Here is a 15,701-nt window from a genome sequence, read left to right as displayed (position 1 = left end):
CGGAGACGTTCACGCGGACCGTCCCCCGCTGCCGGTCACGTCCGCCGGCTCAGGCCGGGACGATGTTGACGAGCTTCGGTGCCCGCACGATGACCGTGCGCACCCCGCGGCCGTCCAGGGACCGCGTCACCCCGTCCGCGGCCAGGGCCCGCTCGCGCAGCTCGTCCTCGCCGATGTCGACGGGCACCTCGAGCCGGTCCCGGACCTTGCCGGCGACCTGGACGACGGCGGTCACGGTCTGCTGCACCAGCAGTGACTCGTCCACGGTCGGCCACGCGGCCTGGTTGACCGGGCCGTCGTGCCCGAGCCGGTGCCACATGTCCTCGGCGGTGTACGGGCCGACCAGGCTCAGCAGGATCGCCACCGCCTCGGCGGCCTCGCGCACCGCGGGGTCGCCGGCGCCCGGGCCGGCGTCGATCGCCTTCCGGGTCGCGTTGACCAGCTCCATGGTGCGGGCGACGACGACGTTGAACTTGTGGTCGTCCAACAGGGCCGCCGCGTCCGCGACGGTGCGGTGGGTGACGGCCCGCAGCGCCCGGTCACCGGCGGCCGGGTCGGCGCCCACCGGGGACGCCACGTCGGACGCCAACCGCCACGCCCGGGCCAGGAACTTCGCCGACCCGGCAGGGGACACATCCGCCCAGTCCACGTCGTCCTCGGGCGGGGAGGCGAACACCATGGTCAGCCGGATGGCGTCGACGCCGTACCGGTCCAGCTGCTGGCCCAGGTCCACACCGTTGCCCAGCGACTTGCTCATCGCCCGGCCGCCGTTGAGCACCTGACCCTGGTTCAGCAGCGCCGTGAACGGCTCGGTGAAGTCGAGCAGGCCCTCGTCGTGCAGCACCTTGGTGATGAACCGGCTGTACAGCAGATGCAGGATGGCGTGCTCGACGCCGCCCACGTACTGGTCGACGGGAGCCCACCGGCGCACCGCCTCGGGGTCGAACGCCGCCTCGGTGTCGTGCGGCGACGTGTAGCGCAGCACGTACCAGGACGAGTCGACGAAGGTGTCCATCGTGTCGGTGTCCCGGCGCGCCTCACCGCCGCAGGCGGGGCAGTCCACGCGCACCCACGCCTCGTTGGACGCCAGCGGGGACTGGCCCTGCGGCGCCAGGTCCGCCCCGCGCATGTCGTCGGGCAGCCGCACCGGCAGCGCCTCGTCCGGCACGGGCACCTCGCCGCACGTCTCGCAGTGGATGATCGGGATCGGGGCGCCCCAGAACCGCTGCCGGGACAGCAGCCAGTCCCGCAGCCGGTAGTTGACGGTCGCCTCACCGGTGCCGGCCTCCCCGACCAGCTCGACGGCGCGGGCGATCGCCTCGGCCTTGGCCAGGCCGTCCAGCGGCCCGGAGTTGATCAGCGTGCCGTCGCCGGCGGTCGCGATGCCGGTCACGGCCGGGTCCTCGTCGCCGGTGTCGACGACGGCCCGGACCGGCAGGTCGAAGGTGCGGGCGAAGTCCAGGTCGCGCTGGTCGTGCGCGGGCACGGCCATGATCGCGCCGGTGCCGTAGTCGGCCAGCACGTAGTCGGCCGCCCACACCGGGATCCGCTCCCCGCTGAGCGGGTTGACCGCGTACCGGCCCAGGAACACGCCGGTCTTGGTGCGGTCGGTGGCCTGCCGCTCGATGTCGGAGAGGTGCTTGACCTCCTCGCGGTACGCGGTGAGCATCTGCGCGTGCTCGTCCGTGACCAGCTCGGTGGCCAGGTCCGCGTCCGCGGCGACGACGAAGAACGTGGCCCCGTACAGGGTGTCCGGTCGGGTGGTGAAGACCGTGACCTTTCGCTCGGGAGCAGAACCCGCTGCTTCGATGACGAAGTCGACGTGCGCGCCGGTGGACCGGCCGATCCAGTTCCGCTGCATCGCCAGCACCCGCTCGGGCCAGTGCCCGGCCAGGGCGTCCATGTCGTCCAGCAGCCGGTCCGCGTAGTCGGTGATCCGGAAGTACCACTGGTTCAGGGCCTTCTTCGTCACCGGGGTGCCGCACCGCTCGCAGGCGCCGTTGACGACCTGTTCGTTGGCCAGCACCGTCTGGTCCTTCGGGCACCAGTTGACCGGCGAGTTCTTCCGGTACGCCAGGCCGCGGCGGTACAGCTGCAGGAACAGCCACTGCGTCCACCGGTAGTACTCGGGGTCGGACGTGTGCAGGCGCCGGCTCCAGTCCAGGCTCAGCCCGTACCGCTTGAAGGAGGCCGCCTGGGTCGCGATGTTCGCGTAGGTCCACTCGGCCGGGTGGGCGTTCCGGGCGATCGCGGCGTTCTCCGCGGGCAGGCCGAAGGAGTCCCACCCGATCGGGTGCAGCACGTCGTAGCCCCGCAGGCGCCAGTAGCGGGCGACGACGTCACCCATCGCGAAGGCCTCCGCGTGGCCCATGTGCAGGTCCCCGGAGGGGTAGGGGAACATGTCGGCCACGTACCGGCGTTCCCGCGACCCGTCGTCGACCGGGGCGAACACGTCGTGCTCCTCCCACCACGGACCCCAGGTCGCCTCCAGGGTGGCGAAGTCCCAGCCGGTGGGCTGGGCGTCGGGGGCGGTCTGCGCCTCGGTGTTCACGCTTCTCACTCGTCCTTCGGTACGCGTCGGGGCCGGGTCCGGACACACAAAAGCCCCTCGCTGCGCAAGGGGCCGCTGTGCCGTGGGGCGGGGACGGGGCCTCCGCCGGCACAGCCACTAGGGAAGTCGGATCGGCATGCGCTCCATGCTACCGCAGCACGTCGGCGCCGGGACGAACCCGGCGCCGACGTGGGACGGTGGAGCGAGAGTGCTACTGGACGTCCTCGTCGACCCAGTCGAAGGTCTTGGTGACGGCCTTCTTCCACAGCCGCATCTGACGGTCGCGCTCGGCGGCGTCCATCTGCGGCTCCCAGCGCTTGTCCTCGGCCCAGTTGGCGGTCACGTCGTCCGTGCTCTGCCAGAACCCGACCGCCAGGCCCGCTGCGTACGCGGCACCGAGCGCGGTCGTCTCGACGACCTTCGGGCGGACCACGGGGATGCCGAGGATGTCGGCCTGGAACTGCATCAGGGCGTCGTTGGCGACCATGCCGCCGTCCACCCGCAGGTCCTCCATGTCGACCCCGGCGTCCGCGTTGGCGGCGTCGAGCACCTCACGGGTCTGGAAGGCCGTGGCCTCCAGCGCCGCCCGGGCGATGTGTCCCTTGTTGACGTACCGGGTCAGGCCCACGATGGCGCCGCGGGCGTCGCCACGCCAGTACGGGGCGAACAGGCCGGAGAACGCCGGCACGACGTACACGCCGCCGTTGTCCTCGACCGTGCGGGCGAGCTCCTCCACCTCGGGCGCCGTCTTGATCAGGCCCAGGTTGTCCCGCAGCCACTGGATCAGGGAGCCGGTGACGGCGATGGAGCCCTCGAGCGCGTACACCGGCTTCGCGTCGCCGAGCTTGTAGCAGACGGTGGTCAGCAGGCCGTTCTTCGAGTGGACGATCTCCTCCCCGGTGTTGACGATGAGGAAGTTGCCGGTGCCGTACGTGTTCTTGGCGCCGCCCTTCTCGAACGCCGCCTGCCCGAACGTGGCGGCCTGCTGGTCGCCGAGGATGCCGGCCACCGGCGTCTCGCGCAGCAGCTGGGAGCTGTGCACCGTGCCGTACTCCTCGGAGGAGGACTTGATCTGCGGCAGCATCGAGGCGGGCACGCCGAACACGTCGAGGATGCCCTGGTCCCAGGACAGGGTCTCCAGGTCCATGAACATGGTGCGGGACGCGTTGGTGACGTCGGTGATGTGCACGCCACCGTCGGTGCCGCCGGTCAGGTTCCACACCACCCAGCTGTCCGTGTTGCCGAACAGCAGATCGCCGGCTTCGGCCTTCTCGCGGGCGCCGTCGACGTTGTCGAGGATCCACTTGACCTTGGTGCCGGAGAAGTAGGTGGCCAGCGGGAGGCCGACCTTGTCCTTGAACCGCTCGACCCCGCCGTCGGCGGCGAGCTCGTCGACGATCTTCTGCGTGCGAGTGTCCTGCCAGACGATCGCGTTGTAGACCGGCTTGCCGGTGGTCTTGTCCCACACCACCGCGGTCTCCCGCTGGTTGGTGATGCCGACGGCGGCGATGTCGTGCCGGGTCAGGTTGGCACGGCTCAGCGCGATGCCGATGACCTCCCGGACGTTGGTCCAGATCTCCTCCGGGTCGTGCTCGACCCAGCCGGCCCGGGGGAAGATCTGCTCGTGCTCGAGCTGGCCGGTGGAGATGATGCTGCCGGACTTGTCGAAGACGATGGCGCGGGAGGACGTGGTGCCCTGGTCGATCGCCAGAACGTAGTCGGCCATGAGTGACTCCTGTCGTGAGGGTGAACGGGTGGGGGCGCGACTCAGGCCGCGGTGGCGGCGTAGTGCACGAGCGGGGCGACCAGGCCGCCGAGGATGCCCCCGACGATCGGCCCCACGACCGGGATCCAGGCGTAGCCCCAGTCGCTGGAGCCCTTGCCCTTGATCGGCAGGAAGGCGTGGGCGATGCGCGGGCCGAGGTCACGGTTCGGGTTGATCGCGTAGCCCGTCGGTCCGCCGAGGGACGCCCCGATGCCGACGACGAGCAGGGCGACGGCCAGCGGGCCGAGGCCGCTCGGGTTGTTCCCGAAGCTGACGATGACGAGCACGAGCACGAAGGTGCCGATGATCTCGGTGATCAGGTTCCAGGCGGTGCTGCGGATGGCCGGGCCGGTGGAGAACACCCCGAGCTTGTTCGCCGGGTCCGGCTCCTCGTCGAAGTGCTGCTTGTAGGCGGCCCACGCGAGCACGGCGCCGAGGATCGACCCGATCATCTGGGCGAGCAGGTACAGCAGGGCGTTGCCGAACGTCTTGTCGATGCCGGGACCGAAGGCCTCCGTCTGCGGGTTGACCCAGAGTCCCACGGTGACCGCGAAGTTCAGGTGGGCCCCGGAGGCGGCAGCGGCGTAGACACCGGCGAAGACCGCGAGGCCCCAGCCGAAGTTGACCATCAGGAAGCCGCCGCCGTTGCCCTTGGTGCGGGCGAGAGCGACGTTCGCGACGACGCCGCAGCCGAGCAGCAGCAGCAGCGTGGTGCCGATCAGCTCGGCCACGAATGCGGTTGGTGACACCGTTGACTCCTTCATGGAAGCGGACACGCGGAACGTCGTCGTCCCTCGTGCGCGGGGTGGAACGGACATCCCCGTGGTGCCGATGGGGTGGGGAACCGGTGTGGTCCCCACCACATCTTCAGCGCAAGTGGACGCCGACGCAACCGCTGTTGCCCGTGTCGCGCCCCCGTCGAAAGCATGCTCCACGTGCACGGATAGAGTCGGGACCATGGATCCAGCGTCGAGCCGCACCACGCACGCGGCCCCGGTACCGCACCAGATCGTGCTCAACAACGGGGTGACCATGCCGACCGTCGGCTTCGGCACCTACCAGGTGCCACCGGAGCGCGCGGCCGAGCTCGTCGGCCTCGCCCTGGAGGCCGGGTACCGGCACGTGGACACCGCCGCCCTGTATCGCAACGAGGCCGGCGTCGGCGCCGCCGTGCGGGAGGCCGCCGCGGAGGCGGGCGACCTCCGTCTGCGCCGCGAGGACGTGTTCGTCACCACGAAACTGTGGAACGACCGGCACGACGACGCGCGGGCGGCCTTCGCCCGGTCCCGGGAAACCCTCGGCCTGACCACCGTGGACCAGTATCTGATCCACTGGCCGGTGCCGTCGGCGGACCGGTACGTGCACGCCTGGCGGCAGCTCGAGGCCCTGTACCACGAGGGCGCGGTGCGCAGCATCGGCGTCAGCAACTTCACCGTCGGCCAGCTCGAGCGGCTGCTCGCGGAGACGGACGTGATCCCGGCGGTCAACCAGGTGGAGCTGCACCCGTATCTGCAGCAGGACGACCTGCTCGCCTTCCACGCCGCGCACGGCATCGTGACCGTGGCGTGGAGCCCGCTGGGCCGTGGTGCCTGCCTGCACGACGCCGAGCTCGCCTCGATCGCCGGACCGCTCGGCGTCTCGATCGCCCAGCTGATCCTGCGCTGGCACCTGCAGCGCGGCACCGTCGTCATCCCGAAGGCGAGCAGCGCGGAGCGGATCGCCCAGAACGTCGACCTGTTCTCGTTCCGGCTCGACGACGAGACGATGGCCCGGATCGCGGCGCTGGACCGCGGTGACCGGGGCGGTCCCGACCCGGAGCAGATGTGATGGACGCTCGGTCCGCCACTCTCGACCTGGCCGACGGACGCCGGGCTCCCGTCTGGTGGTACGGCGATGCGGGCGCACCCGCCCGCACCGTCGTGCTCGTCCACGGCTTCCGCGGCGACCACCACGGCCTCGCGGGGATCGCCGCCGCGCTGGCGAGCGGTTCGTCGAGCGCGACGCCGGGATGGCGCGTCGTCGTGCCCGATCTGCCCGGCTTCGGCGCCGCCGCCCCGTTCGACGGCCGGCACGACGTGCCCGCGTACGCTCGGTTCGTCCGGCTGGTCGCCGACGCGGTCCAGCCCGGTGGCGCCCCCGCCCTGGTGGGACACTCCTTCGGCTCGATCGTCGCCGCGCACGCCGTCGCCGCTGGTCCGGACGCGTTCAGCAGCCTCACCCTGATCAACCCGATCGCCGCGCCGGCGCTCGAGGGACCGCAAGCGCTGATGTCCCGGCTCGCCCAGCTGTACTACGCCGCAGGCGCCCGTCTCCCCGAACCGATCGGGCAGGCGCTGCTGCGCAACCGGGTGATCGTGCGGCTGATGAGCGAGGTGATGGCCACGACGAAGGATCCCGCCCTGCGCCGGTTCATCCACGACCAGCACCGCCGCTACTTCAGCGCCTTCGCCGACCGGCGCGTCGTGCGGGAGGCGTTCACCGCGTCGGTCACCGGCACCGTCACGGAGGTGGCGGGCCGACTGACGCTGCCGGTGCAGCTGATCGCGGGCGACGCGGACGACATCGCCCCCCTGGACACTCAGCGGCGGCTGCACACCCTGCTGCCCGGCTCCGAGTTGTCGGTGATCGCCGGGGTGGGCCACCTGACCCACTACGAGACGCCGGAGCTGGTCGCCGGGCTCATCGGCGACTTCCTGGATCGGCATCCGGCCGCGACCGGCGAGGGGGCGGCGTCGTGAGGCTGCTGGTGGACGCGCGGTTCACGCGGATCGGGCGGCACGACGGCATCAGCCGGTACGGCGCGAGCCTGATCGCCGCCCTGGCCCGGCACACCGACGTCGTCATGCTGATCCACGACGAGCGCCAGCTCGAGCTGCTGCCGGACGTGCCCTGGGTCAAGGTCGGCAGCCCGCTCTCCCCCGCCGAACTGGTCATCGCCGGTACCGTCAACCGGCTGCGGCCCGACGTCGTGTTCTGCCCCATGCAGACGATGGGCAGCGCCGGCCGCCGGTACGGGCTGATCCTGACCCTGCACGACACCATCTACTACGAGCACCCCACCCCGCCGGGGTTCCTGCCCGCTCCGGTGCGCGTGCTGTGGCGGCTCTATCATCGGGCGTACTGGCCGCAGCGGCTGCTGCTGAACCGCGCCGACGCCGTCGCCACGGTCAGCGCCACCACGGCGGCCGCGATCGCGCGGCTTCGGCTGACCCGGCGCCCGGTCACGGTGATCGGCAACGCCCCGCAACCGGCCGATTCCTCCGGTCCGCGGGATCCCCGCACGACGCCGGAGCGCTCCCTCGTGTACATGGGCGCCTTCCTGCCGTACAAGAACGTCGAGACGCTGATCGCCGCGATGGAGCACCTGCCCGGGTACACCCTGCACCTGCTCAGCCGGGTGCCGCCGGTGCGACGCCGGGAGCTGACCGCGGGCATCCCGGCGGGCGCGGACGTGGTGTTCCACGACGGGGTGAGCGACGAGGAGTACACGGACCTGCTACACCGGTGCACCGCCCTCGTCACCCTGTCCCAGGCGGAGGGGTACGGGCTGCCGCTGGTGGAGGCGATGGCCGAGGGCACGCCGGTGATCGCCAGTGACATCCCGATCTTCCGGGAGGTCGGCGCCGACGCCGTCCGTTACGTGCCGCCGACGGATCCGGCGGCGGTGGCCGCCGCCGTGCGGGAGCTGGAGGTTCCGCGGGCGTTCGCGGACGCGTCGACCCGGGGCGTCGAGCGCGCCGCCGACTTCGACTGGGACGCCTCCGCGCGCACCCTGCTGAACCTGGCGGAGGACGTGGTGCGGCAGCGGCATGCCGTCGACGGGTCGGCGACCGGGCGGCTGTCGCGGCTGCTGACCCGGATCGCCCGCCGCCGCTGAGCCGTCCGCGCCGGCCGGCCGTCCCGGTCCCACGACACGTCCACGTGGGCACACCGTCAGACCAGGTCGAGGCCGTCCAGGCGCAGGTGTGCCGGCGCGGCCCGCTTGGCGGCCCACTGGCGCGCCCGTGAGGCCTTGAGGGCGCCGGCCACCGCGGCACCGTGCCGGTAGGAGAAGAACACGAGCGCGCGCTCCTCCCGCGTTCCGGCCGCACCGGCGTCCGGCACCGCCGGCCCGGGTGCGTCGGTGTCCGCGCCGGGAACCGGCACCGGCCCGATCACCCGGCAGTCGTGCGGCAGCTCCGCCCGCTCGACCAGGTCCCGGACCGAGTCGGGCGTCCCCGTGATGGCGGCGACCCGGACGGCCGGCGGAAGCGCCAGCTCACGGCGCAGCGCGTACTCCCGCTCCGCGAAGCCCGCGGCATCCCAGCGCACCAGGGCCGCGACGGCGGCGGACTCCCCCGCCGTGACGACCACGACGCCGCCGTCCGCGGCGCCGCGGACCAGGCCGGCCGCGCCGAACCAGCGCCGCACCGTCTCCTCCGCCGCCCGCAGGGACTCGCGTTCGAGCATCGCGTCCCCGTCGAGCAGCAGCGCGGCGGCGTACCCGCCGACCGCAACGGGTTCGGCGCCGGACGTGGCGACGACGAGCGCCGGCTCGTCCGGGACGTCGGTGCGGATGTGATCCCCGGACGAGGAGATGACCGGCACCTGCGGGAACGCCCGGCCCAGTTCGTCCGCGGTGCGCAGCGCCCCGACGGCGATCATCCGCAGGGCGGTACCGCCGCACACCGGGCACGTGTATCCGGGGGCGTGGCGGTGACACCAGCGGCACACCGGCGGTGCGTTCCGCCCGGCGACCGCGAGCGGCCCGGCGCAGTGCGGGCAGCGGGCGGGTTGCCGGCACCGCTGGCACGAGAGCGCGGGTGCGTACCCGGTGCGTGCCACCTGCACGAGCACCGGCCCACGGGCCAGCGCCGCGCGGGCGGTCTCGTGCGCGAGTTGCGGCAACCGGGCCACCCGGGCGAGCGGATCCCGCGCGGACTGGACGCTGTCGACGGTGCTGACCACGCGCGGTGCCGTCCGGCGGCGAGTGTGCCGGTCCGGGCTGAGCGGTTGCGCCCACCCGGACTCCACCAGTCGTTGCGCCTCGGTGCTCCGACCCGCGCCGGCCAGCAGCACGCCGGTGTCCGCCTGACCGGCGCGCAGCAACAGCACCTCGCGGCTGTGCTGATAGGGAGCGCGGGGTTCGACGTGCAGGTCGTCCCCGTCGTCCCAGAGGCACAGCAGGCCGAGGTCCCGCACCGGCGCCCAGGCGGCGGACCGGGTGCCGATCGCCACCCGCGCCGCCCCGAATCGCAGGGCCAGGTAGTTCCGGTAGCGCGGCGTCGGCCCGTCGTCGGCGCTGAGCCGGACGACGGTGCCCGCGGGCAGCCGCTCCCTCAGCGCGGCTTCCAGCCGGGCGAGATCGCGCAGGTCCGGCACGACGGCGATCGCGCCCCGGCCGGAGGCATGACACGCCTCGATCGCCGCGGCCAGCAGCTCGGGCCAGGCATGCGGCCCGTGCCCGGGGGCCGCGTCCAGCACGGCGCGGGGCGATCCGCCGTCGCGCAGGTGGGCGAGGAACACCTCACCGTGCGGATAGAGGGAGAAGGCCGGGTCCGTGGGCACCCGGCCCACCGTCGTCGGGGCCTCGGTGTCGTCGGTGGCGGTGTCGTCCGTCGCCTCGTCGAGGCGGTCGTCGCCGTCGCCGTCGCCCGTCCAGCGCAGCAGCGCGGGCGGCACGTCGAGGGCCTTCTCGACGGAGGCGACGCGGGAGGGCACGGCGGCGCGCAGCACGTCCCAGGTGACACCGGCGTAACGGGCGGCGACCGCGCGGGCCAGTTCCAGCACCGCGCCGGTGAGCACGGGCACCGACGAGTCGACGCGCTGCAGGTCGGCCAGCCGCCCGTCCGGGTCCGGCTCGCGTACCCGGTCCACCACGAAGCCGGAACGGACCCGGCCGGAGAAGCGGACGGTGACGCGGCACCCGACCGTGACCGACTCGCTCATCGCGGCCGGGACACGGTAGTCGAACGGCCGATCCAGATGCGGCAGCGGGCTGTCGACGACGACGCGCACGACATCGACGGGCTCGGCGGTGTCCTCGACGGCCGCCGCCGTGCGGGCCGCGGGCAGGTCGAGCAGCGCCGCCTGGCCGGAGTCCTCCCCCGGCGTGGATGCAGCCATCGGGTCCTCCCTCCTGAACGGCGCCCACCACTCGGCGGGGACCGGGCGGTGCGTGCGATCGACCGGCGCCGCGACGACGTCACGGCCGTGGACACAGTCCACCACCGGCCTCCGACAGAACCGTGCCGGCGGGGACGGTCGAGGTGCCGGGCGACTCGGTCAGAGCCCGGCGGCGCTCCGCAGCGCGTCGGCGCGGTCGGTGAGCTCCCAGGTGAAGCCCGGCTCCTCGCGACCGAAATGACCGTGCGCGGCGGTGCGGGCGTAGATCGGCCGCTGCAGGTCGAGGTCCCGGATGATCGCCAGCGGGCGCAGGTCGAACACCTCGCGGATGGCGCGGGAGATCCGCGCCGGGTCGGTCTTCTCGGTGCCGAACGTCTCGACGTACAGGCCCACCGGGTGCGCCCGACCGATCGCATAGGCGACCTGGATCTCGGCGCGTGCGGCGAGCCCGGCGGCCACGACGTTCTTCGCGACCCAGCGCATCGCGTACGCGGCGGAGCGGTCCACCTTCGACGGGTCCTTGCCGGAGAACGCGCCGCCGCCGTGCCGGGCCATTCCCCCGTAGGTGTCGACGATGATCTTGCGGCCGGTCAGACCGGCGTCGCCCACCGGGCCGCCGATGACGAACGGCCCGCCGGGGTTGATGATGTGCTTCGTGTTCGACGTGTCGAGGCCCGAGGACGCGAGCACCGGCTCGATGACCGCGGCCGTGATGTCGGCCTTCAACTGCGCCTGGGCGTAGTCGGCCTCGTGCTGGGTGGAGACGACGACGGTGTCGACGCTCACCGGGGTCAGTCCGTCGTACCCGATGGTGACCTGGGTCTTCCCGTCCGGGCGCAGGGCGGGCAGGGCCCCGGACGTGCGCACGTCCGTCAGTCGCTCCGAGAGCCGGTGGGCGAGCCAGATCGGCATCGGCATCAGGACCGGCGTCTCCTCGCTGGCGTAGCCGAACATGAGCCCCTGGTCGCCGGCGCCCTGCCGGTCCAGGTCGTCGACGGCCCGCCCCTCTCGCACCTCCAGGGAGGTGGTGACGCCACCGGAGATGTCCGGCGACTGCTCGCCGATGGAGACGGAGACGCCACAGTTGGCGCCGTCGAAGCCCTTGTCGGAGGAGTCGTAGCCGATCCGCAGGATGGTGTCGCGCACGATCCGCGGGATCTCGACGTAGCCCGATGTGGTCACCTCGCCGGCGACGTGCACGAGGCCGGTCGTGACCATGGTCTCGACCGCCACGCGGGAGTTGGGGTCGGCGGTCAGCAGCCCGTCGAGGATGGCGTCACTGATCTGGTCGCAGATCTTGTCCGGGTGCCCGTTCGTCACGGATTCGGAGGTGAACAGACGCAGATCGGTGGAAGTCACCTGCCCACTGTACTGGCTGCGATCCGGGCGAATGTGCCCACGAGGAACACGGCGACATCATCCTTGGTGCCGCTCGCCTCGGCCACCTGGCCGTCGGGGGTGACGACGTGCACGGCGGTGCTGTCCTGCCCGAACACGGCGCCGTCGGTGACCTCGTTGAGCACCAGGGCGTCGCACCCCTTGCGGGCCAGCTTGGCCCGGGCGAACTCGAGCGGGGTGTGCGTCGCGTCGCCGGTCTCGGCGGCGAAACCGACGATCACCTGCCCGGGCCGGGCCCGGTGCGCGGAGATCTCGGCGAGGATGTCCGGGGTGCGGGTCAGTTCGATGACGGGGTCGGTCCCGTCCTCGCTCTTCTTGATCTTGTGCGCGGCGAGGCTGCGGGGCCGGAAGTCGGCGACGGCGGCGGCCATGATGACGAGGTCGGCGTCGCCCCGGGCGGCGAGCACGGCGTCGTGCAACTGCTCGCTGGTCTCGACGGCCACGTGTTCGACGCCGGCGGGCGGCTCGACCTGCAGGTTGGCCCCGATCAGGGTGACCTCGGCTCCGGCCGCCCGTGCCGCCCGGGCCAGGGCGACGCCCTGCTTGCCACTGGAGCGGTTGCCGAGGTAGCGGACGGGGTCGAGCGGCTCGCGGGTGCCGCCGGCGGTCACGAGAACCCGCCGCCCGGCGAGAACACTGCCGGATGCGGCCTCCCGCCCCGGCGAGGACGGCTCGTCGATCAGCGCGAGGGCCGCCGCGTGGATGTCGTCGGGGTCGGGCAGCCGGCCGGGACCGCTGTCGGCGCCGGTGAGGCGGCCCACGGCGGGGTCGAGCACGTGCACGCCGCGGGACCGGAGGGTCGCGACGTTGGCGGCCGTCGCCGGGTGCTGCCACATCTGCGTGTGCATGGCCGGCACGAGCAGCACCGGGCAGGTGGCCACCAGCAGGGTGTTGGTCAGCAGGTCGTCGGCCAGGCCGTGGGCGGCCCGGGCGAGCAGGTCCGCGGTGGCGGGAGCGACGACGACGAGGTCCGCCTCGCTGCCGAGGCGCACGTGGTTGACCTGCTCGACGTCCTCGAAGACGTCGCGCGGCGCGGGCCGGCCGGAGAGGGCCTCCCAGGTGGCGGCGCCGACGAAGTTCAGCGACGCGGCGGTGGGCAGGACGGTGACGTCGTGGCCCTGCTCGGTGAAGAGCCGCAGCAACAGGGCACTCTTGTAGGCGGCGACCCCGCCGCCGACACCGAGGACGACCTTCACGCGCCGCCCCGGGTCACGCGGTGGGGTCGGCGTCGCCGAAGACGTCCGCGTCGTCCAGCGCGGACGGGGCGGCCGGCACGGCGTCGGGGTCGATGGCCTTGCGCTCGAGCAGGCCCTCCTCGATCTCGCGCAGCGCGATGGACAGGGGCTTCTCGTTCAGCCGGGTCTCCACCAGCGGGCCGACGTACTCGAACAGGCCCTCGTGCAGCTGCGCGTAGTAGGCGTTGATCTGGCGGGCCCGCTTGGCGCCGTAGATGACGAGCGCGTACTTGGAGTCGGTCGTCTCCAGCAGCGAGTCGATCGACGGGGAAATGATGCCTTCGGCGTGAGTGGTCACGGATTTGTCTCCAGGTGTCGGGGTCTCGGGCGCCGGGCGGGCCGGTGGCCGAGGTTCGTCGGGCAGAACCGGTGGGCCGGGCGGGTGGGAAGCGGCTCAGCGGGCGGGCAGCCCCATCAGGCTGACGAGCTCCGCGGCGGCCCGCTCGACCCTGTCGTTGACCACGGTGTGGTCGAACTCGGGTTCTGCAGCAAGCTCCAGTCTAGCGGTCTCGAGCCGGTGCTGCTGTTCCTCGGGGGTCTCGGTGCCCCGCCCGATCAGCCGCCGGACCATCTCGTCCCACGTCGGCGGCGCGAGGAAGACGAACGACGCCTCGGGCATGGCGTCGCGCACCTGCCGGGCGCCCTGGAGGTCGATCTCCAGCAGGACGCTGCGGCCCTCGGCCAGCGCCGCCTCCACCGCGGGGCGAGGGGTGCCGTACCGGTGCCGCCCGTGCACGACGGCCCACTCGAGCATCTGACCCGTCGCGACCAGCTCGTCGAACCGCTCGGGGGTGAGGAAGAAGTAGTGCACGCCGTCCCGCTCGCCCGGGCGTGGCGGCCTGGTCGTCGCCGAGACCGAGAGCCACACCTGGGGGTAGTGGTCGCGGATGTAGGTGGAGACGGTGCCCTTGCCGACGGCGGTCGGCCCGGCCAGCACGGTCAGGCGCGGGGAACCATCCGCTCCCGTCCCCGGCGCTTCCGGGTCGGTGCTCGAGGCCGGTTCGGTACCGATCGCCGTCGGCGCGTCGTCGCTCACGATGCTGGGGCCCTTGTCCGGGCGTCGCGGTCCGCCGTGCGCTCGGCGGGTGCTGCGGCGCCCTGTGCGTCGCGGGGCGACCACGCTGCGGTGGGCCGGCCCCTAGTGTGCGGTGAGATAGTCGATGAGGGCCTTGCGCTGGTGCACGCCGAGGCCCCGGATCCGACGGGACGGCGAGATGCCGACCTCGGCCATGATAGCCGCCGAGCGCTTCTTGCCGACGCCGGGCAGCGACTCGAGCATCTCGCTGACCTTCATCCGGCCGATCGCCTCGTCGGAGGCGCCGGAATCGATCACGGAGGCGACCGACGAGTTCCCCGACTTCAGTCGTGACTTCGCGTCGGCTCGCACGGACCTCGCCGCGGTCGCCTTGTCGCGGGCGCGCGCCCGTTCGTCGGTGGTCAACGGTTTCAGAGCCACGGTTCTCTCCCGTACACGTCCCGGGCACCGGGACCGGCCTCGCGGGCCGTCCGGCGCTCCTGATGGATGGTCGAACAAGCTCCGCGCGCCGGTTCCGCGAGTGCACCGGTGCCCGGGTGGAAAGCCCCCCATGTCGCGTCGTGCACGTAGTGTAACCCCGGCTCGCGGCCAGGAACAGGAGCAGGCGTAGCACCGCCGCGGCACGTGCGTGCAGGTCAGCGGTGGGACGAGCGGGTCGGACGGGCGCGCCGGACGGGCGTCCTCAGCCCGCCGGGGCGAGCGACCGGAGGTCCTCCACGGTCGCCTCGACGGCGGCGCGCACGTCCGCGGCCGCAGGCCCCGCCGCCAGGATCTGCCGACTGGAGGAGACGAGTGCCGCCGGCACGGCCCGGCCGAACGTGGCCGCGACCTCGGCCACGCCGGCCCCCTGGGCGCCGTATCCGGGGGCGAGCAGAGGACCGGCGACGGCGGCGAGGTCGATTCCCAGGCGCCGGATCGTCTCCGCCCCGACGGTGGCGCCGACGACGAGGCCCACCGGGCCCCAGCCGTCGGCGGACCGGCGGGCGGCGTTCTCGTCCGCCGCGGCGGCGCAGATCCGCCCGGCCACGGAACCACCGTCGCCGTCGTCGCCGGCGTGCTGGACGCCGGCGCCCTCGGGGTTGGACGTCAGGGCGAGCACGAACACCCCGCGGCCGGTGACGGCCGCCAGGTCCAGGGCCGGCCGCAGCGAGTCGAACCCGAGGTACGGGCTCAGCGTCACGGCGTCCGCGGCCAGCGGGGAGCCGTCGGCCAACCAGGCCTGCGCGTACGCGGCCATGGTCGAGCCGATGTCGCCGCGCTTCGCGTCGGCGATGGTCAACACGTCCGCCGCGGCCGCCTCCGCGAGCAGCCGCTCGAGCGCGGCCATCCCCGCGGACCCGTGGCGTTCGAACAGGGCCACCTGCGGCTTGAACGCCGCGCACCGCCCGGCGGCGGCCTCCAGCACGGTGCGGGAGAACCGCTCCACACCGGCGGCGTCGTCGGGCAGCTCCCAGGCGCTCAGCAGCGCCGGGTGGGGATCGATGCCGACGCACAGCGGACCGCGGCGGGCCATCGCGGCCTGCAGGCGCGGCCCGAAGCCGAGCTCCGACACCGCCGCGGGACCGGCGCCCGGCAGGGGATCCGGCGTCGGCGCCGGGCCGGCGGCCGGCT

Annotated in this window: 13 protein-coding genes; 3 read left to right on the top strand and 10 right to left on the bottom strand. The window is 73.1% G+C overall.

Translation table 11 applies throughout. The annotated features are described in order from the left end of the window. Nucleotides 1-49: 49 nt before the first annotated feature. The 3 genes from leuS to IEX22_RS03455 form a co-directional block, all read right to left on the bottom strand. Nucleotides 50-2,560, bottom strand: a complete 2,511-nt coding sequence (gene leuS / locus IEX22_RS03465; protein WP_229659749.1) for a leucine--tRNA ligase — start codon at nucleotides 2,558-2,560, stop codon at nucleotides 50-52. 202 nt (nucleotides 2,561-2,762) lie between these two features. Next, nucleotides 2,763-4,277 (bottom strand): glycerol kinase GlpK, encoded by a 1,515-nt coding sequence (gene glpK / locus IEX22_RS03460; protein WP_188666333.1) that lies wholly within the window; start codon nucleotides 4,275-4,277, stop codon nucleotides 2,763-2,765. Nucleotides 4,278-4,318: 41 nt separating this feature from the next. Beyond that, nucleotides 4,319-5,080 (bottom strand): MIP/aquaporin family protein, encoded by a 762-nt coding sequence (locus IEX22_RS03455; RefSeq protein WP_188666594.1) that lies wholly within the window; start codon nucleotides 5,078-5,080, stop codon nucleotides 4,319-4,321. Between the two features lie 193 nt (nucleotides 5,081-5,273). Here IEX22_RS03455 and IEX22_RS03450 point away from each other — a divergent pair, with 193 nt between their 5' ends. Genes IEX22_RS03450 through IEX22_RS03440 form a run of 3 tightly spaced genes read left to right on the top strand, consistent with a single transcriptional unit; the run spans nucleotide 5,274 to nucleotide 8,193 of the window. Next, nucleotides 5,274-6,143 carry an aldo/keto reductase gene (locus tag IEX22_RS03450; protein WP_188666332.1) on the top strand — a complete coding sequence of 290 codons (870 nt, stop codon included), beginning with the start codon at nucleotides 5,274-5,276 and terminating at the stop codon, nucleotides 6,141-6,143. Next, nucleotides 6,143-7,054 (top strand): alpha/beta fold hydrolase, encoded by a 912-nt coding sequence (locus tag IEX22_RS03445; protein WP_188666331.1) that lies wholly within the window; start codon nucleotides 6,143-6,145, stop codon nucleotides 7,052-7,054. The genes IEX22_RS03450 and IEX22_RS03445 overlap by 1 nt, the downstream gene beginning before the upstream one ends. After that, on the top strand, nucleotides 7,051-8,193 hold the full coding sequence (locus IEX22_RS03440; RefSeq protein ID WP_188666330.1) for a glycosyltransferase family 4 protein: 1,143 nt from the start codon (nucleotides 7,051-7,053) through the stop codon (nucleotides 8,191-8,193). The genes IEX22_RS03445 and IEX22_RS03440 overlap by 4 nt, the downstream gene beginning before the upstream one ends. 56 nt (nucleotides 8,194-8,249) lie before the next feature. Here IEX22_RS03440 and IEX22_RS03435 read toward each other — a convergent pair whose 3' ends face one another. The 7 genes from IEX22_RS03435 to pyrF all read right to left on the bottom strand — a co-directional run bounded on the left by IEX22_RS03435 (nucleotide 8,250) and on the right by pyrF (nucleotide 15,666). Beyond that, on the bottom strand, nucleotides 8,250-10,421 hold the full coding sequence (locus tag IEX22_RS03435; RefSeq protein ID WP_188666329.1) for a primosomal protein N': 2,172 nt from the start codon (nucleotides 10,419-10,421) through the stop codon (nucleotides 8,250-8,252). A gap of 159 nt (nucleotides 10,422-10,580) precedes the next feature. Continuing rightward, the gene (metK, locus tag IEX22_RS03430) at nucleotides 10,581-11,780 is read right to left on the bottom strand and encodes a methionine adenosyltransferase (protein WP_188666328.1); all 1,200 of its coding nucleotides are present in this window, start codon (nucleotides 11,778-11,780) and stop codon (nucleotides 10,581-10,583) included. Continuing rightward, complete coding sequence (gene coaBC, locus IEX22_RS03425) at nucleotides 11,777-13,015, bottom strand: bifunctional phosphopantothenoylcysteine decarboxylase/phosphopantothenate--cysteine ligase CoaBC (RefSeq protein ID WP_188666327.1); 1,239 nt, start codon at nucleotides 13,013-13,015, stop codon at nucleotides 11,777-11,779. The genes metK and coaBC overlap by 4 nt, the downstream gene beginning before the upstream one ends. A 13-nt stretch (nucleotides 13,016-13,028) precedes the next feature. Next, on the bottom strand, nucleotides 13,029-13,352 hold the full coding sequence (gene rpoZ, locus IEX22_RS03420; RefSeq protein ID WP_188666326.1) for a DNA-directed RNA polymerase subunit omega: 324 nt from the start codon (nucleotides 13,350-13,352) through the stop codon (nucleotides 13,029-13,031). 96 nt (nucleotides 13,353-13,448) lie between these two features. After that, nucleotides 13,449-13,997 carry a guanylate kinase gene (gene gmk / locus IEX22_RS03415; protein ID WP_188666592.1) on the bottom strand — a complete coding sequence of 183 codons (549 nt, stop codon included), beginning with the start codon at nucleotides 13,995-13,997 and terminating at the stop codon, nucleotides 13,449-13,451. Between the two features lie 195 nt (nucleotides 13,998-14,192). Next, nucleotides 14,193-14,510 (bottom strand): integration host factor, actinobacterial type, encoded by a 318-nt coding sequence (gene mihF, locus IEX22_RS03410; protein ID WP_188666325.1) that lies wholly within the window; start codon nucleotides 14,508-14,510, stop codon nucleotides 14,193-14,195. 262 nt (nucleotides 14,511-14,772) lie between these two features. Next, nucleotides 14,773-15,666 (bottom strand): orotidine-5'-phosphate decarboxylase, encoded by an 894-nt coding sequence (pyrF, locus tag IEX22_RS03405; protein ID WP_268236854.1) that lies wholly within the window; start codon nucleotides 15,664-15,666, stop codon nucleotides 14,773-14,775. Nucleotides 15,667-15,701 lie beyond the last annotated feature (35 nt).

It is taken from the genome of Tersicoccus solisilvae (assembly GCF_014643255.1).
GTDB lineage: Bacteria > Actinomycetota > Actinomycetes > Actinomycetales > Micrococcaceae > Tersicoccus > Tersicoccus solisilvae.
The sequence above is the reverse complement of the archived record's forward strand: the minus strand, read 5'-3'. Positions and strand labels throughout refer to the sequence as shown.